At 57.7% G+C, this 16,727-nt stretch carries 13 protein-coding genes; 7 read left to right on the top strand and 6 right to left on the bottom strand.

Annotated features, from left to right (window positions below; all coding sequences use genetic code 11):
- Positions 1-46: 46 nt before the first annotated feature.
- The 4 genes from CLV83_RS21685 to CLV83_RS21670 all read left to right on the top strand — a co-directional run bounded on the left by CLV83_RS21685 (position 47) and on the right by CLV83_RS21670 (position 5,582).
- Positions 47-1,456 carry an META domain-containing protein gene (locus tag CLV83_RS21685; RefSeq protein WP_132297860.1) on the top strand — a complete coding sequence of 470 codons (1,410 nt, stop codon included), beginning with the start codon at positions 47-49 and terminating at the stop codon, positions 1,454-1,456.
- On the top strand, positions 1,453-2,427 hold the full coding sequence (locus CLV83_RS21680; RefSeq protein WP_243642478.1) for a SphA family protein: 975 nt from the start codon (positions 1,453-1,455) through the stop codon (positions 2,425-2,427). The genes CLV83_RS21685 and CLV83_RS21680 overlap by 4 nt, the downstream gene beginning before the upstream one ends.
- 489 nt (positions 2,428-2,916) lie before the next feature.
- A complete protein-coding gene (locus CLV83_RS21675; RefSeq protein ID WP_165900376.1) occupies positions 2,917-3,921 on the top strand; it encodes a BamA/TamA family outer membrane protein in 1,005 nt (334 codons plus the stop codon).
- A gap of 71 nt (positions 3,922-3,992) precedes the next feature.
- The gene (locus CLV83_RS21670) at positions 3,993-5,582 is read left to right on the top strand and encodes a phospholipase D family protein (protein WP_132297854.1); all 1,590 of its coding nucleotides are present in this window, start codon (positions 3,993-3,995) and stop codon (positions 5,580-5,582) included.
- Positions 5,583-5,918: 336 nt separating this feature from the next.
- Here CLV83_RS21670 and CLV83_RS21665 read toward each other — a convergent pair whose 3' ends face one another.
- The 5 genes from CLV83_RS21665 to CLV83_RS21645 all read right to left on the bottom strand — a co-directional run bounded on the left by CLV83_RS21665 (position 5,919) and on the right by CLV83_RS21645 (position 10,093).
- Positions 5,919-6,464 (bottom strand): flavodoxin, encoded by a 546-nt coding sequence (locus CLV83_RS21665; RefSeq protein ID WP_132297851.1) that lies wholly within the window; start codon positions 6,462-6,464, stop codon positions 5,919-5,921.
- 243 nt (positions 6,465-6,707) lie between these two features.
- Positions 6,708-7,850 carry a molybdenum ABC transporter ATP-binding protein gene (gene modC / locus CLV83_RS21660; protein WP_132297848.1) on the bottom strand — a complete coding sequence of 381 codons (1,143 nt, stop codon included), beginning with the start codon at positions 7,848-7,850 and terminating at the stop codon, positions 6,708-6,710.
- A complete protein-coding gene (gene modB / locus CLV83_RS21655; protein WP_132297845.1) occupies positions 7,850-8,512 on the bottom strand; it encodes a molybdate ABC transporter permease subunit in 663 nt (220 codons plus the stop codon). The genes modC and modB overlap by 1 nt, the downstream gene beginning before the upstream one ends.
- A gap of 26 nt (positions 8,513-8,538) precedes the next feature.
- Positions 8,539-9,294: a molybdate ABC transporter substrate-binding protein gene (gene modA, locus CLV83_RS21650; protein ID WP_132297842.1), complete on the bottom strand. Its 756-nt coding sequence runs from the start codon at positions 9,292-9,294 to the stop codon at positions 8,539-8,541.
- Between the two features lie 46 nt (positions 9,295-9,340).
- Positions 9,341-10,093: a TOBE domain-containing protein gene (locus CLV83_RS21645; protein ID WP_132297839.1), complete on the bottom strand. Its 753-nt coding sequence runs from the start codon at positions 10,091-10,093 to the stop codon at positions 9,341-9,343.
- A gap of 267 nt (positions 10,094-10,360) precedes the next feature.
- Between CLV83_RS21645 and CLV83_RS21640 the strand changes: the two genes are divergently transcribed.
- The 3 genes from CLV83_RS21640 to CLV83_RS21630 are packed head-to-tail and all read left to right on the top strand — an operon-like array spanning position 10,361 to position 16,042.
- Complete coding sequence (locus CLV83_RS21640) at positions 10,361-11,794, top strand: Wadjet anti-phage system protein JetA family protein (RefSeq protein WP_243642476.1); 1,434 nt, start codon at positions 10,361-10,363, stop codon at positions 11,792-11,794.
- Complete coding sequence (locus CLV83_RS21635) at positions 11,784-12,605, top strand: DUF4194 domain-containing protein (RefSeq protein WP_132297836.1); 822 nt, start codon at positions 11,784-11,786, stop codon at positions 12,603-12,605. Before CLV83_RS21640 ends, CLV83_RS21635 begins: the two co-directional genes overlap by 11 nt.
- The gene (locus tag CLV83_RS21630; protein WP_132297833.1) at positions 12,602-16,042 is read left to right on the top strand and encodes an SbcC/MukB-like Walker B domain-containing protein; all 3,441 of its coding nucleotides are present in this window, start codon (positions 12,602-12,604) and stop codon (positions 16,040-16,042) included. Before CLV83_RS21635 ends, CLV83_RS21630 begins: the two co-directional genes overlap by 4 nt.
- Here the strand turns inward: CLV83_RS21630 and CLV83_RS21625 are convergent, their stop codons facing one another.
- Entirely contained in the window at positions 16,043-16,693 is a 651-nt protein-coding gene (locus tag CLV83_RS21625; RefSeq protein WP_132297830.1) for a hypothetical protein, read from the bottom strand.
- Positions 16,694-16,727 lie beyond the last annotated feature (34 nt).

The raw sequence follows: 16,727 nt of genomic DNA, 5'->3' as shown, positions 1-16,727 counted from the left end.
GACTGCCCTGATGAAACGGGATGGCTCAAATTCAAAGGTACTTGATATGAATGGACGCATTACTCTGGCTGCATTAGCCCGCAAACTCACGGCTGTTGAATCGACGGCCTTCAAAGGTGCACTGCTGGCCAGTGCCATCGGTGTCGCCGCACCGGCCTGGGCGGCATCTGCCGACCCGCTGCCGTCCTGGAACAGCGGCGCGGCGAAAGACTCGATCATCGAGTTTGTCGATAACGTGACCGATCCTGAGTCGGGGCAGTATCTGCCGCCGGCTAAACGTATCGCTACTTTTGATAATGACGGCACACTCTGGTCGGAAAAACCGCTCTATTTTCAGTTCTATTTCGCGCTCGATCGTCTCAAGGCTATGGCGCCGGAACATCCAGAGTGGCAAACCACCGAGCCCTTTGCCTCCTATCTCGCCGGTGACGTTGACAAGATGGTGGCCCATGGCGAAGAGGGAGTGCTCAAGGTGGTTGCCGCAACCCATGCCGGCCAGACCACTGAAGAGTTCAGGCAGGCTGCCGAGCAGTGGCTGAAAACCGCCCGCCATGGCAGTACAGGGAAGTTGTTCACCGAAATGGCGTTCCAGCCGATGCTGGAGCTGCTGGATTATCTGCGTGAGAGCGATTTTAAAACCTTTATCGTCTCCGGCGGGGGCGTTGATTTTATCCGCTCCTTTGCCGAAGAGGTTTACGGTATCCCGCCTTATCAGGTGGTGGGTTCCAGTATTAAAGCCACCTACGAAGTAAGAGACGGCAAGCCGGTTATGGTGAAACAGCCGGAAATCGCCTTTGTCGATGATAAAGAGGGTAAGCCGGTAGGGATCCATCAATATATCGGCGCCCGCCCGGTGCTCGCCTTCGGTAACTCGGATGGTGACTACCAGATGCTGGACTGGGTGACCTCCGGCGAGGGACCGAGCCTGGGTCTGTTGCTGCATCATACCGACGCTCTGCGTGAGTGGTCCTACGACCGCAAATCTCTGGTGGGGACCCTGGACCACGGGCTGGATGATGCGGACGAGAAAGGTTGGGTGCTGGTCGATATGAAACAGGACTGGAACAGCGTTTATCCAGAGAAACCGGCGGATCCGACCCAGGCCCAATTGTTCGATCACAGCTGGCGGATCGAATATATCGAGGGGCGCGGAGTTGTCGATAACAGCCCGGCTGCTATCGATTTTGCGCCGGATGCCAGGGTTTCCGGCAACTCCAGCTGCAACAGTTTTAGCGGTCAGTTCAGCATAGCGGGGGGCGATCTCTCCTTCGGGCAGCTGGTTTCAACTCGCCGCGCCTGTATCGACTCACTGATGGAGCAGGAGAATCGTTTTCTCAATGCCCTGGGTTTGGTGCAGCAATGGCATATCAGTCCTGAAGGCTGGCTCTTCCTTATGGATGAGACCGGTTACGTAATCATGAGAGCTTCGGCCCTCTCGAAAGAGGCGAGTGAATGATGAATAGGATAGCGCTGAAAAGAAGAGTTCTGAAAAGAAGAGTTCTGACGACTGCTTTGGCTGCCGGTTTAATCGCCGTGCAGGGCGCATCGAGCGTCTACGCCGAGGAGGGTGGCGCGGGCCATTACGTACCTGGGGCCCTGGCTACCATCATTGACCTTCCACCGAACAAGCCAGGTACGGTGCTTGAGGCCGCCTATCTAAACTACGAGGGCGACGTGGGTACCACTCTGGCGGGTGGTTTGCTCAGTACCGATCTGGAAGCAGAGAGCGATGCGCTGCTGCTGGGCGGCTTCTATACCTTTGAGCAGAAGGTCCTCGGCGCCTGGTACAGCGTTGGTGCTATTGTGCCCTACGTGGATATGGAGGTGACGGCTACCGTCCGTGCCGGCGGTCGCAGTGTGCGTCGCACCGACCAGGCCGATGGTCTCGGGGATATCACCTTTATGCCCTTGATGATGGCCTGGCAGAAGGATGCGTATCAATTCAATGCGGTGCTGCCGATCTATGCGCCAACTGGCGACTACGAGCAGGGGCGCCTGGCCAACCCGGGTAAAAACTACTGGACCTTCGACCCCACGGTGGGCGTGTCCTATTCAGGACCAAACCTGCTCAACTGGGCTGTGCATACCGGTTTTGCTATCAATACCGAGAACAATGATACCGACTATAAAAGCGGTACCGTCTGGCATGTGGAAGGCAGTGTGCAGAAACTGTTCCCGGCCGGTTCTGGCCTGATCGGTGTCGGCGCCAACGCCTTCTATTACGACCAGATCACTGGCGACAGCGGCAAGGGGGCAAATCTCGGTGACTTCAAGGGCAAAACCCTGGGCGTTGGCCCGGTGCTGACCTACCTGAGACCCACGGCCACAGACTCGTTGGTGTTCGAGCTGCGCTGGTTGCCGGAAATGGATGTGGAGCGTCGTCTTGAGGGCGATTACATCTGGGCGAAGCTCGTTTACCAGTTCTGATCTGAAAGAATAAGCCAGGCATTCCTGCTGGGGTGGAAGCCTGGCTTTTTAGTCTCTAAACCACGTACCAGAGTGCGCCGATTACTGGCAAACTAGGGCTAAGGTGAGTACTAATTAACCTGCTCGGTGTTTCTTTCGAGCAGTATTTCTCCGGCTGATCTGTTCAGGGCTATCTATCCAGAATTATCTGTTCAGAGCGATAGCGTCAGAGTTGCACTCGGGTTCGAGCTTGGTTGTATGGAAAACATGAAAAAAACCTGGGCCAGAAGGCCATCTCCGGTTGCGTTTCGCGGGAGCTTTGAAACCGGATCTGATTTCGACAATTTGTCAGGGGCCGGTGCAGCGCCCAGCAGAATGATGAGTCGTGCCCGGCAGCTGGGGCTGTTGATCGCTGTTTGCGGACTCTCATCTGCACTTTCATCCACAGTGTGGGCTGCATCTCAGACGGTTGGAGATTTCACCGAAAATAACGCCACCAGTAAGGATAGTGTGAACCTGGCAAGTGGCGGCAGCTGGGTTGTCGCGCCTATTCCCAAATCCAGCCCGACCCTGGGTGCCGGTCTGCAACCGGTGGTGCTCTATATGCATGCGCCCAAGGACGACAATCCAGGAGGAGAGCCTGCGATTACCGGAGTTGGCGGACTCTATACCGACAACAATAGCTATGTGGTCGGTGCCTTTCACAAGGATTATCTGTTCCAGGGGCGGCTCCGAACCATGGCAGCCCTGGGTAAGGGCAAGCTCAACCTCAACTACTTTGGTGTCGGTGACAGCGGTTTTCTGACCGATCATCCGCTGGGCTACAGTATTGAAATGGATGTGCTGTACCTTGGCGTACAGGCTCGCATTCCGCATACCGAACACTGGTATTTCGGGCCCAATTTCCTCTACACCCAGGGCACGGTTTCCTTCCGTCTCAGTGAGCTGGCTCCGATCTTTCCCGACGTGGGGCGTAGCGTAAATATTGCGGCGCTGGGGCTGGATCTCTCCTATGACACCCGCGACGACAGCCTTTACCCCAAGGATGGTACCTACTTTACCGCTTCGGTTTCCGATTACGGCGAAACCTGGGGCGGCGATTACGACTACCGCAAATACGGTCTGTCACTTAGTCATTACTTCAGCCTTGGGCCGAAACTGGTACTGGCCGCCAATGGCGAGATGAAAGGCAGCAGCGGTGATGTACCGTTTTTTGATATGCCAAACCTGGGCATCCGCGGTTATGAAAGCGGCCGCTTTATCGATGACTTCACCTTTATGACCCGGGCAGAGCTGCGCTACCAGTTCCGCCCTCGTTGGGGCTTTGTCACCTTTGCCGATGGCGGCATGGTCAATGACTCCATATCCGGGTTGCTCAGCGGCGAAGCCGGCCTGGGCTATGGTGTAGGGGTCAGGTATCGCGCGTCGGAAGGATCTACCCTTAATCTAAGCCTGGATGTGGCGAAGACCTCGGAAGATACGGGGATCTATATCCGCGTTGGCGAAATGTTTTAGATGTCGTGGATGTCTGCTATCGGGCAGGCTCAGGGCCGCGACCGGCAGGAAAACCTGTTAAGGAATGAACGATGAGAATAAAGCAGCAGTTCACCAAGGCCGGGTTATCGTCCAACAAACGCTGGCGCGGACTGGTTGGTAGCGTTTTCTTTCTTTTTCTACTGACGGGGTGTGCAAGCAGTGCGACCAGCGTTCCGGTGCAGCGCGCCGAAAGCCAGGCACTGCCGGATTATCGCTCCACGGAAGCGTTCCACTTCATCGAAGAGACAGCCAACCAGCACCCCGGGAAGTCGGGCTTTACGCTGGTTAGAGAGGGGCAGACCGCCTTTACGGCAAGGCTGGCGCTGGTGGATCTGGCCAAGCACACGCTGGATCTGCAGTATTACATCTGGTCTTCCGATGCGACCGGTAAAATTCTCGCGGAACGATTGGTCCGTGCCGCAGATCGCGGCGTCCGGGTGCGAGTGCTGATCGACGATAACAACGACGCCGGTCGTGACTCCATTCTCGCGGCGCTGGACGCGCATCCCAATATCGAGATCCGCCTCTTCAACCCGTTTAAAAACCGGGGCTTTCATCTCTGGGATTTTGCCACCGACTTCAAGCGTGCCAACCATCGCATGCACAACAAGATCCTGGTGATGGATAACACCCTGGGCATCGTCGGTGGCCGTAATGTGGGCGATCACTATTTTAATGTGGATGAGGAATCCAATTTCCGGGATCTGGACGTGTTTGCTGCCGGGCCGATCGTGCCCGAGGTTTCCAGCACCTTTGATGATTTTTGGAACGGCGGCTGGGCAGTGCCGATTACCGAACTGATCGAGGGCTCCTTTGGGCCAGAGGATCTGGAGAAGCAGGTGACTACGCTGCGCAGCAATATTGCACAGATCGATTATCCCTATCCGCTGGAATCGAATATCGATTCGCTGAAGTCCCAGTTGAACGCGATTTTGGACAGTCTTTCCTGGGCTGATGGCTTGGTAGTGCATGATAATCCCGAGCGCCTGCTCGAAGCACCGGATGAGAGCAATATCATCTCCCGGCTGAACACCAAGCTCTCAAACCTGGATTCCTCGCTGTATATCGAATCGGCCTACTTTGTGCCGACCAAGGTGGGTGTAGCGCGCCTCAAGGAGCTTGAGGAGCGGGGCGTGGAAGTACGGGTGCTGACCAATTCTCTGTCCACTAACGATGTGCTGGCAGCCCATGCTGGCTACGCCAAGTATCGCGAAGACCTGCTCGAAGCCGGTGTCGAGCTGCATGAGCTAAAAACCGAATCCGATGAAAGTATGAGTGATCCAGCGCTGTTTACCTTGGGTGAGTCCAAGGCGGCGCTGCATACCAAGGCGTTCGCATTCGATTCCGGTTCCGTCTTTATTGGCAGCTTCAACCTGGACCCGCGTTCGGCGCTGATCAATACGGAGCTGGGGCTGTATATCGAGAGCGAAGAGGTGAACCGCCAGCTCAAGGAGTTTATGGGGCTGGGCTTATCGCCGGGCAGCAGCTATCTGTTGGCGCTGGATGATGACGATGACCTGATCTGGTTGACCTATGAAGACGGTGAGCCGCACTCCTTTGATACTGACCCCAATACCAGTTTCTGGGAGCGTTTCCTGTCCGGCTTTATAGGATTGTTCCCGGTGGAATCGCAGCTTTGATGCCGTAGCGGGGAAGTCAGGCAATCGGTGCTGGGGCACCGCTTTGCTTTGCGTAGGAGGCACTTAGCCGAGGGGAGTATGACGATCCCGTGCCGTTTGCTGTTCACGGGGCAGATTCCCAACCAAGGCGGGCTATCGCGATGGGGCGTCGTTCCTACCGGAAACCATCCCTGCTGCAGTTAGAGCAATCTAGCGCGATCAACCACCCGGGTTGGCGTGCTTGGCGCATAAAAAAAGGCGCACCGGAGTGCGCCTGACAACAGGGAACGTGATGATGAGTCAGGGAGGCCGCAGAGACGACCGGCTTCCCTTTGTTGCTCGGTGATCGAGGCTCGATCAGAGATTGAGGTCGAACGGCGAGGCGATCTGGGAAAGCCAGAGATTCAGACGCTCTTCGGTCAGGTTGGACTGGTTATCCAGGTCCAGGGCCAGGCCGACAAAGTTTCCATCCTCACCCACCGCTTCAGAGTGGTTGAACTCATAGCCATCGGTGGGCCAGCTGCCGACCAGGGTGGCGCCACGCTCGGTGAAGAAGGCGTGCAGCTCACCGAGGGCATCGACAAATTCGTCCGGGTAGCCTTCCTGGTCGCCGAGGCCGATCAGCGCGATGGTCTTGCCGCTAAAGTCCTTATCGTCGATTTTCGGCAGAAACTCTTCCCAGCTCTCCTCTTCCATATCGGCAGAGGTGCCTGGCAGCAGGCCTTCGCCAAGGGTGGGAGTTGCCAGGATGAGGAATTCGTAACTGGCGAATTCGTCGGGATCAGCGCGGTTGACGTTGAGCGGTTTTTCCATCGTCTCATCGTCAAACTTCTTCTTGATCATTTTGGCAACCTTGCGGGTTTTACCGGTGTCGGTACCAAAGAACAGACCGATACGTGCCATGATGTTCTCCTTCAGGTCATCAGCTTCAACAATTCAGCGATCCCGGCGGGGCGGGTGTGTCCTAGGCTGATTGCGAATTCCATACCACGGCGCTGTTAGCGCTTAATCGATTGAATTCCGGGGGATCTGGAGTGGCTTGGCGGGATAGTCGTTGTGGCTTGTCGCAAAACGGACAGGTCTTTTCAGGGCGCTTCTGTCCGCTTTGCTACATGTGATTTGGCAGCGGGGTTGGGTGTTGTCAGCTTATTCGCAGGCGATCAGCGGTGTCATTTCGTGCTTGCGCGGTTTGTTGGTGGTGCTGGAGCCGAGCAGCGACGCGCCCTTGATCTGGGCGTAAACGCTTTGTCCTGGCGTGAGTTGCATGCTGTCCACCGACTTACGGGTGACGCTGGCGAGCAGTGCGCTGCCTTCTCCCATATTGCCGATGCGGAGCAGTACGTTAACGCTGGGGCCGTCGGTGGGCAGAATTTTCCAGATCACCGCAGGCAGCCTGTTAAGAATGGTGCTGGGCTGGTCGGTGTTCAGCGCCAGGCTGACATCGGTGGAGGCGATACGCAGGCGCTTGTAGACGCCGGTAGGGCCCAGGGTGTCGGGTACTTCCAGGGTGCCGCCGTCGATCTGCAGTGTACTCAGCCCGTAGCGGGCGTCGTAGTGGCGTACCCGGCCATCGAGCACCGTTACCGCGTCCTGGGAGCGGCCGAAGGGTAGATCCGGATTGGTCAGAATCTCGCCGATCTCACCCTGGGCGATCAACTCACCCTTGCGCAGCAGCAGCAGCTGGTCTGCCAGACGCTCCACTTCGCGCCGGTCGTGGGTGACATAGATAACCGGGATCTCCAGCTGCGAGTGCAGCTGTTCGAGATAGGGCATGATCTCGTTTTTGTTATCCTGGTCCAGCGCTGATAGCGGCTCGTCCATCAGCAGCAGGCGCGGGCGCATCAACAGGGCGCGGGCGATGGCAACGCGCTGTTTTTCGCCGCCAGAGAGTGCGGTGACACCGCGTTCGAGCAGGTGCTCTATGCCCATCAGGGCGGTCAACTCGTTCAGATGTTCTGAGTCGCGGCTATCGATGCCGGCGCGTTTCATACCGTAGGTCAGGTTCTTGCGCACGCTCAGGTGGGGAAAAAGCCCCGGTTCCTGAAACACATAACCGATGGGGCGCTTGTGGGTTGGGACGAAGGTGCGCCCCTTCTGCCAGACCTCCCCGTCCAGCGTCAGTTCTGCGCCGGGCATATGGTTAAGGCCGGCGATACAGCGCAGCAGGGTGGTCTTGCCGCAGCCGGATGGGCCGAACAGGGCGGTGACGCCGCGGGATGGGATGGTGAACTCCATATTCAGCCGGAAGCTGCCGACTTTGCCGTCAAAACGGGCGCTCAGTGTAGACATCAGTTCAGCCTCCCCCAGCGTTTCTCAATCAGGATCATCAGGAATATCAGTACAAAGGAGCTCACCAGCATGCCGCCGGAAAGGATATGAGCCTCGGTCCATTCAAGCGATTCGACATGATCGTAGATGGCGATGGAGAGCACCTTGGTCTCTCCCGGCAGGTTGCCGCCGATCATCAGTACTACGCCGAATTCGCCCACCGTATGGGCAAAGCCAAGCACCGCACCACTGAGAAATCCGGGTCTCGCCAGCGGCAGTGCCACGGTGAGAAAGCGATCCAGCGGTGAGGCGCGAAGGGTGGCGGCTACCTCCATCGGCGCGCGGCCTATCGCTTCGAAGGCGTTGCGAATCGGTTGCACCACGAACGGCAGTGAGTAGATCACCGAGCCGATCACCAGCCCTTCGAAGGTGAAGGGCAGGGTGATGTCGAAGTGCTCCTTGATAAAGGCACCGAAAGCGTTCTGCGGAGACATGGCCAGCAGCAGGTAAAAGCCCAGTACCGTGGGCGGCAATACCAGCGGTAGCGCCACCATGGCGTTGACGATCTCCTTGTACCAGGTGCGGTTGTGGGCCAGCCACCAGGCCAGGGGACTCCCGATCAATAGCAGGATGAGGGTTGTCAATCCGGCCAGTTTAATCGTCAGCAGAATCGCTTCGGTCATACTCAGTACTCCGTTGACCTCAGGGGTTATTCCAGGCCGTAGCCGTAGCGCTCGATGATGGCGTGGGCTTTGTCGCCCTGGAGGTAATCCATCCAGGCCTGGGCGGCTTCGTTATCGCTGCTTTTTGTCAGCAGAACGGCCTGCTGACGGATCGGGCTATATAGATCCGCGGGCAGCATCCAGTAGGAACCGCTGTCATCCAGAGCGATCTGCGCGCGTGCCACCAGGGCAGCCGGAACGGCACCCGAGTAGGCCATCTGATAGGTCTGGGCGATGCTGTCGCCGCGAACGGTTGTGTCTTCCATGCCTTCCCAGAGACCCAGGGCGGTCAGGGCTTCAACGGCCGCTGCGCCGTAGGGGGCGGTTTTGGGGTTGGCGATTGCGATGCGCTCCAGTTCACCTTGTTTAAGCACGGCTCCCTGATCGTCCACGGTGGACTCATCGGCACTCCAGAGTACTAGCTGGCCGATGGCGTAGGTAAACAGACTATCGGCTACCGCTTCGCCCGAGTCGACAAGAAGCTGCGGACGGGCAGCATCGGCGGCAAAAAATACATCAAAGGGCGCGCCGTTGGTGATCTGGGCGTATAGCTTGCCGGTGGAGCCAAAGCTGAGTGTCGCTTCGTGGCCGGTATCTTTCTCGAACTCGGCGGCGATCTCCTTGGCGGCGGCGGTGAAGTTTGCGGCCACCGCGGCCTTCACCTCGGCGGCGCTGGCCTGCAGGCTCAGGCCTGACAGCAGAGCGAGGGAAGTAGCAGCAATCGTCTGATTGATCGGTTTCATGCGTAAGTCCTTTTGGGTTTTAGTGGCTAAAAGCCAGCGGTAGCGCTCAGGCGCTGGTCGCCAGCATGATCTCTTCGGGTTCAATAAGTGCGTAGACGGGAGCGTCCTGATAGATCCAGGCGTCTTCCTGAATATCAAAGGGTCTGGCCAAAGCCAGGGTCAGACCATCGCCGAGGGTCAGTTCCAGCTCGCGGCCATGGCTGCTGCTGGTACAGCGGCTGACGCGCGCCGGCAGGCAGTTGGTGTTATTGCCCTGCAGCGGTTGGTTACCGGGGCTCAGTTCAATGGTGCTGGCCTTGATGATGGCGTAGACGCCAGAGCCGTTTGTAAGCTCGAGCCGGTCGATGCTGCTACTGGTGATATGACACTGCATCTCCAGTTGGCCGATGGCGAGCCCGACCCTGGCGATAACACCGCTGGTGTCGATGCTGGTGATACGCGCCGGTAATTGGTTGCGAGCGCTGAAGCGCAGGGCAGGCACCTTATCCGCCAGGCGCTGTTGGCTGCCGTTGCGCTGGATGCGCAGCAGGCTCATCAGTGCCTTGCCGGTCTCTGTCAGCACGCTGCCGCCACCCTGAGTGCCGCCGGCCTGGGTGTCGAGCACGGTCGATTCACAGCGCTGATTCATCTCCCGGATATGGTTCCAGGCGGTCTTGTAACTGACACCCACCAGTTTCGCCGCTGCGGTTAACGAGCCGGTGTTATGGATGGCATCCAGCAAGCGCAGGCGTTTTTCCAGCCGCCGGCGGCGGTCCAGCTCGGTTGCAAACTGTTCAAGTCGTTGTTGTTGGTGTGTCATCAGAATTAACCGTTATGTAAAAAATACCTATCACCCAGTTAGAGCGTTTTTTGTGCCACTGTTTTAAAGATATGAAATATATGGCGAAAATATCAAAGCGTTTGGTAAATGTCGTTATGTAAAAAATGTAGCTGTTGGGACAATGTCGTTTTTGTGACAGCTTTTGCCCGCTACAGGTAGGGATGGTGAGAGCAGGTTATCGGTGCGTTGTCGCCCTTATCCCGCGACAGCTTTTCCGTTAGAATCGACCTCTTATCGTTAAAGCGAATGGACCCGAATTCAGTGCTGTTCAACAAGCTACCGGATGACATCTTTCTGCCGCTCTCGGGTCAGAACCGCCATATCTATGAAGTGGTGCTGCTTGAGCTGGCGGATCTGTTTTTCGACGAGGATCTGATTGATCCGTTTATTCCCAAGGACCTGGTGCGCTCCACCATCGAAACAGCGGTAGTGCGCTTTGGTATCCGCCGCTGGAGTGCGGAAGGCGATGATGAGGGCGAGGGTGATATCCCGCTCTCCAGCGCCGACTACACCAACCGTATCTATCGTCGCCTGGTGCAGACGGGCTGGCTCGAAGAGGAGCAGCGGATCTACCGCACCTATGTGCTGCTGTCGCCCGCGAACAGCTATCTGCTGCGGTCGCTGACCTCCATCGCCCGTCTGGAAAAGCGCAGTTACGGCGGTGCGGTGCTCAACGTGCTCAGCTCGCTGGAATCGGCCATCGCCGACCCCGAAGGGCGTGGTATCACGCTGGCGGAAGCCGCCGAGACCGCTGCCGACTTCAGCGCCCACCTCACCGATATGCTGCTGGGCCTGAGGGAGCTGAAGATCAACCTGTCGGGCAGCTCCACGCCGCAGGAGATCGTGCGCGGCTTCTTTGACCGCTTTGTCGAACATATTCTGGTATCGGACTACAAAACGCTGAAGACCAAGAACAACCCGTTCCGTTTCCGGCGTAAGATTTTGTCGATGATGCGTGATCTGCAGTTCGATCCGCTGAAGGTGGATCAGCTCAGCAACCATTATCAGATGCAGTACGAGCTGGGCGCCGATGAGGCGGAAGCGCTGGTACAGCAGCATATCAACCGCATTATCCGCATCTTCGAGTCGGTGGATCAGCGTTTGGCGGCCATAGACGATTTCCGCTATCAGCTGGAAAAACGGGTGGCGGATACCGTGCGTTACATGGATAAGACCACGCCGGGTATGGCGGCGCGTCTGTCACGCCTGATCAGCGAAGCCGCCAAGAAAGGCGATGACGAGCTGCCACGTATTTCAACGCTGGACCAGGCCGCGTTTATCTCTCCCTCCAGCGTACGTTCGCCGATTCGACGCCGCATCGAGACCAAGCCGCGTATCATCAAACAGGCTGAGATCGATCCCAAGGTGCTCGAGCTGCGTCAGCTGTTCAAGGAGTGGAAGGAGCGTCGTGAGGTCAAGGTGGATCGGATCGAGGCTTATCTCGACGAGCAGTTTGCCGGTCGCAGCGAACTCAACGCCACCGAGTTTCGCATCGACAGCATCGAGGACTACATCTGCTTCAGCTATGTACGTCACCTGAACTCGCTGGGCAAAAAAGCGCGCAAAACTACCGAGCGCTACCAGATCAAATTTGAGGACCGCTACGTCAACGTCGCCGATATGGTGGAGTGTCGTGGCTTCGTGATTCACAGGAATACCGGAACCCATAATGCTAGGTGATCTGCAAAAAGTCGTTTCCCGCAACGATCAGCACCAGGCGGACGCGTTTATCCGTGCCGCCAACCTGCTGCTGACCAGTCAGTTTCTGTACGCGGACCGCCCGTCCCACCGGGATCACTATTTCCTGGTGGCGAGCAACGTGGAGTACTTCCGCAATCTGTTTGCCGCTATCGGCTGGAGCCTGATTTACCAGCCCGATGAGGCGTTCCTGGGAGTGCTGCCGCAGGGCGAAGAGCGCGTTATGCGTCTGCGTCTGGATGAGTCGCTGCTACTGCTCTGCCTGCGACAGCAGTACGAAGCCAAGCTGGAAGCCTTCGAGGTTGAAGACGGTAAGGCGTTCAGCTCCTCCGATGAGCTGCTGCGGCTTTACGATAACCTCACCGGCAAGGAGATCCCCAACGAGACCCGTCTCAAGGAGATCCTGTCGCTGTTCACCCGTCATGGCGTGATCGAGCGCGGCAAGCCGGAAGAGACCGATCCGAAGAACGTACCGATCCGCATCAACCCGGCGATCCGCCAGGTGGTGATCGAGGATTATATCGGTCAGCTTGAGGCGCTCTGTGATATCGAAGGCCGTGACGAGGCGGACGCCTTGATTGAAGAGGAGACGGAGGAACATAACCGCCGTGCCGAAGATCAGCCGCCGGTTGCCGAAGCCGAAACTCAAACAGCAGCCGACAGCGAAACCGTTGCAGAGGCAGAGCCGGCCAGTGCAGAAGCGGCGCCCGCCGAGCTCGATGAGCCGGAAGCAGACGAGAGCCAGGTGATTGAAGAAGCCTCCGACGAAATCAACCAGGGAGAGCAGCGATGAAACAGCTTAACCGCATGGTGCTGGTCAACTGGTATGTACTGGGCGCTATGGAAATTCCGATCAAGGGCAACGTGGCCATCGTTGGCCCTAACGGCTCCGGTAAGTCCTCGCTGCTTGATGCGATGCAGACGGTGCTGATGGGCGGCCACAAGCGTCACCTCAGCTTCAACGCCTCGGCCGGTGAAAAGAGTGAGCGTTCGCTGCGTACCTACTGCCTTGGCTTCCTCGATGACCAGGGCAAGAAAAACAGCGCTCGTGAAGATTCCATCACCTACCTGGCGATGAGCTTCTTTGATACCGAAACCGCGCAGGAAACCTGCGTTGGCGTCGCTATCAGTGCTTCCACCGCCAGCCCGGATGAAGAGATTCTTGGCCGCTTTATCCTGCCGAACTTCTCCGTGACCCTGGATGACTTTACCGTCAAACAGGATGGCGGTCGCATGCCGCGCCCCTGGGCGGAAGTGCGTGACAGCCTGCTCAAACAGTGTCCTGATATGGTGCTGGAGAAGCGTGCCGCACGGTTTGTCAAAGAGATGGTGGCGCACCTCAGTCATGACTCGCAGATGCCGAATGATGACGACAAATTCGTCAAAAACTTCAAGAACGCGCTTAAGTTTGTGCCGATCGACAGCCCGACCCGCTTCGTGCGTGAGTTCGTATTGGACGAGAATATTGTCCATGTGGGCGCTTTCCGTAAGTCGTTGGACGAATACCGGGTCATGGAACAGAAGACCCAGGAGGTGGCCAACCGCATCAATGAGCTCGAAAAGGTTCAGGAGATGTGCCGCGGTATCTCTCGCAACCTGCGCAATTCCGTCGAGTACGAATGGGTGGTGCACGAGTCCCGCTTTGAACAGGCCGACCTGAAGAAGGAAGCGGCGGCGGAGCGCCTCGAAGAGTCCCAGGAAAAAGAGGAAAAGCTGCAGGTTGAGCTGGCTGAAACCAGCGAAGCGCTGAATAAGGCGATCCAGGATCTGGCCAACGCCCGTGCCGAGCTGAACACCTCTGATTCTGCGCACCAGGTTAACGCCCTGGAATCCTCCATTCGCGCCCATCAGCATGAGCTGAATGTGGTCAACGAGCGGATTCAGAACGTCTACAGCCTGCTGCGCACCACCGTCGGTTTCCAGGATCACCTGGATATGCTGCCGGAGGATTTCCGTCCTGTAGTGGCCCAGTCCGTTGAGCTCTGGCGCTCCGGTGAGGATGTGCTGGCGGATGCCTGGCCGCAGGCGCCGGTGGAGGTAGATACCACCGTTGAGCAGCTCAAGGGCAATATCGATTCGGTACGCAAGGCGGTTTCGCGCCGCTATGAAGAGTCGGTCATCCGTATCAACGAGCTGCGCTCGACGATCCAGAACCAGAAGAGCGCCGTCGAGCAGCTGCAGCAGGGACGGGCACCGATCCGCCACAACACCCGCGAGCTGATGGAGCTGCTGGAAAGCTACGGCATCAAGTCCACGCCGATCTGTGAACTGGTCGACATTAACGATGACAAGTGGCGTATCGCTATCGAATCCTTCCTTGGTGCCCGTCGTGAAGCTCTGATCGTGGCGCCAGACCGGGTCAAGGAGGCGATCACTCTGTACCGTCGCAAGGGGCGTCACCTTAAGGGTTGTCGTGTTATCAATACCACCAAGAGTGATGAATGGCTGAGTCGCAGCAAGCGCGGCTCCCTGGCTGAGTTTATCGATACCGATGACGATCATGCCCGCGCTTACATGAACCGTGCGCTGGGCGGTGTGATTGCGGTGGAAACCGAACAGGAGCTGCTCAAGCAGGAGCGCGCGCTGACCTATGACTGCATGCTGCAGTCCGAGGGCTCAACCACTTCCATCAACGAGCTGAGCCCGATCATGGGTATCCGTCGTCGTGGCGATCAGCTGGCGCTGCAGGGCAAGCAGGTTGATGAACTGGTGGCCGAGTTTGCCTCACTGGGCAAAAAACACGAGTCACTGGAAAAGCTGCGTGACTCCCTGATCAGCCTGGCTAACGGTCTGGTGGGCTCGACCGAGCGTGTCTACGATCTCTGCAACCAGCGCGAGCAGCTGGGTGGTGAGATTCGGGGCTTTGAGCAGGCGATTCATGATCTGCGCAACCACGACGATTCCGGTATTCAAGCGCGTATCGTCGAGCTGGCCGAGCATCACAAGTCGATGGAAGGCAAGCAGAAGAACCTGATGGATAAGCTGCAGAAGGTTCGCACCAACATCATCAAGGACAACGCCTCCCTTGAGGTGCTGGACAAAGACTTGGTGGAACACGCCCAGGCGCGTACCCGTTGCGAAGAAAACCGTCATTTCGATGCTCAGCAGGCGCAGGAAAAACGCGACTACCTGGACGAGACCTGCAGTGGCGAGCTTGATCGCATCATCTTCGAGGCGGCGAAAAAGGCCCAGGCGGAACTGCAGCTGCATGAGCGCAAGAAGAACGGCGTCCGTGATGCGGTTGCCCAGTACAAGGCGACCTATCACGGCGGTGGCATGAGCCACCAGGAACTGGACAAGATCGGCCCCAATTCCACCCACGAAGATCTGGAAAAATTCGTCGACAGCACCGTCGAGTCGCTGCGTGAGTCTGAACTGGCCGAGTACGCGAAGAAGGCCGAGCGTGCCCGTCTGGAGGCTGAAACCGCGTTCCGCTCCGACTTTGTCGCGCACCTGAACGATCAGATTAACAAGATCCGCGATCTGATCCGCGAGCTCAACAGCCACCTGAAGAACCGTCCGTTCCATAAGGAGATGTACAGCTTCGAGATGAGCCCCAACCCGGAGCTCAAGGATATTCTCGAGCTGGTTGAGGCCTACACGCGTATGGATCAGGCCAACGTAGGCTCACTGTTTGATCTCAAAAACGAGAACGACAGCGGTCACCGCGATGCGCTGGCGAAGATCCACGACGTACTCAAGGATGAGGGCGAAAGTAGCCTGTTGCAGGATTACCGCAACTTCTACAATTTCGAGCTGGTGGTGAAAGACCTGCAGGGTAACCGCAAGACCACGCTGACCCAGCGTATCAAGACCGGTTCCGGTGGTGAGCACCAGGTGCCGTTCTACGTGGCGATGGCGGCGGCGCTTGGCGCTACCTATCGCCTGAAAGAGGGCAGTGACGGCAAGCCGGTGGGCGGCTTCAGCCTGTCGGTATTCGACGAGGCGTTCAACAAGCTCGACTCCGAGAATACCGTTACCTCGCTGGGCTTCATGTCGGATCTGGGTCTGCAGACCATTATCGCCGCACCGGATGAGAAGTACTCACTGCTGTCATCCTGCATGGATACCATCGTCAACGTCTGTCGTGATGGCCGTGTGGTCGATGTGGATGTGGAGTTCCCTACCGAGAAGGGTAAGGAGCTGCTGGCGTCGGATCATCCGTACAAGCTGATGCCGCGGGAAGAGCTGGATGCCTCCATAGAAGGTGCTGAGGCCGAGTTAGTCTGATCAGAGCTCGGCTTCTGCCAGGCGAGGGGAGGGTTGTACCGGGTCGGGAATAAAACTGACTACGGGCAGCCCTTCCTTGCGCAGGTAGAGGCGTTCGTTGCGGCGCGCCACCTGCCAGAGCGGCAGGTTCTGCTGCAGCTCCAGCAGCAGGGCTCTGGGGCTCACGGGCTCTGCACCTTCGTTACGCCAGTCGCGCCACTGCTCGTTGGCCAGCAGCTGGCATAGCGTCTCACAGGACCACTGCTGTGGCAGCTGTTTCAGCGGCTGTAGCAGTCCGGTGGATGAGGGTGGCAACAGGCGTGGCTCGTTGACGAAGCGCTTGCGCACGCTGAGATCGGTGTGGCCGCGCAGCAGTTCGTTATCACGGACGTTGCTGCTGAAGTCGAGCTGGCCAAGGCCCTCGGCCAGTCGCCGTAGCGACCAGCCGCAGCCCTTGATCAGCTCCCAGGCCGGCTGCATGGCGCTGCGGGAACCGAGCGTGTAACGTTCCGCATCGCGATGGTCGCTGTTGAACAGGGTCAACTGCAGGAAGGAGGTTTGGAAATCGACCAGGCAGGGCGGATCTTCAACCAGGCAGTAGGGTTGTTCCCGGCGGATAAAGGCAAGCCACGCATCGCGGCTTTCAAGCTCTGGAAGGACCCGAATGTTCATAACGTACCACCATAATTCATCCCCTTATTCTATA

It is taken from the genome of Marinobacterium mangrovicola, assembly GCF_004339595.1.
GTDB classification, from domain to species: domain Bacteria; phylum Pseudomonadota; class Gammaproteobacteria; order Pseudomonadales; family Balneatricaceae; genus Marinobacterium_D; species Marinobacterium_D mangrovicola.
The sequence above is the reverse complement of the archived record's forward strand: the minus strand, read 5'-3'. Positions and strand labels throughout refer to the sequence as shown.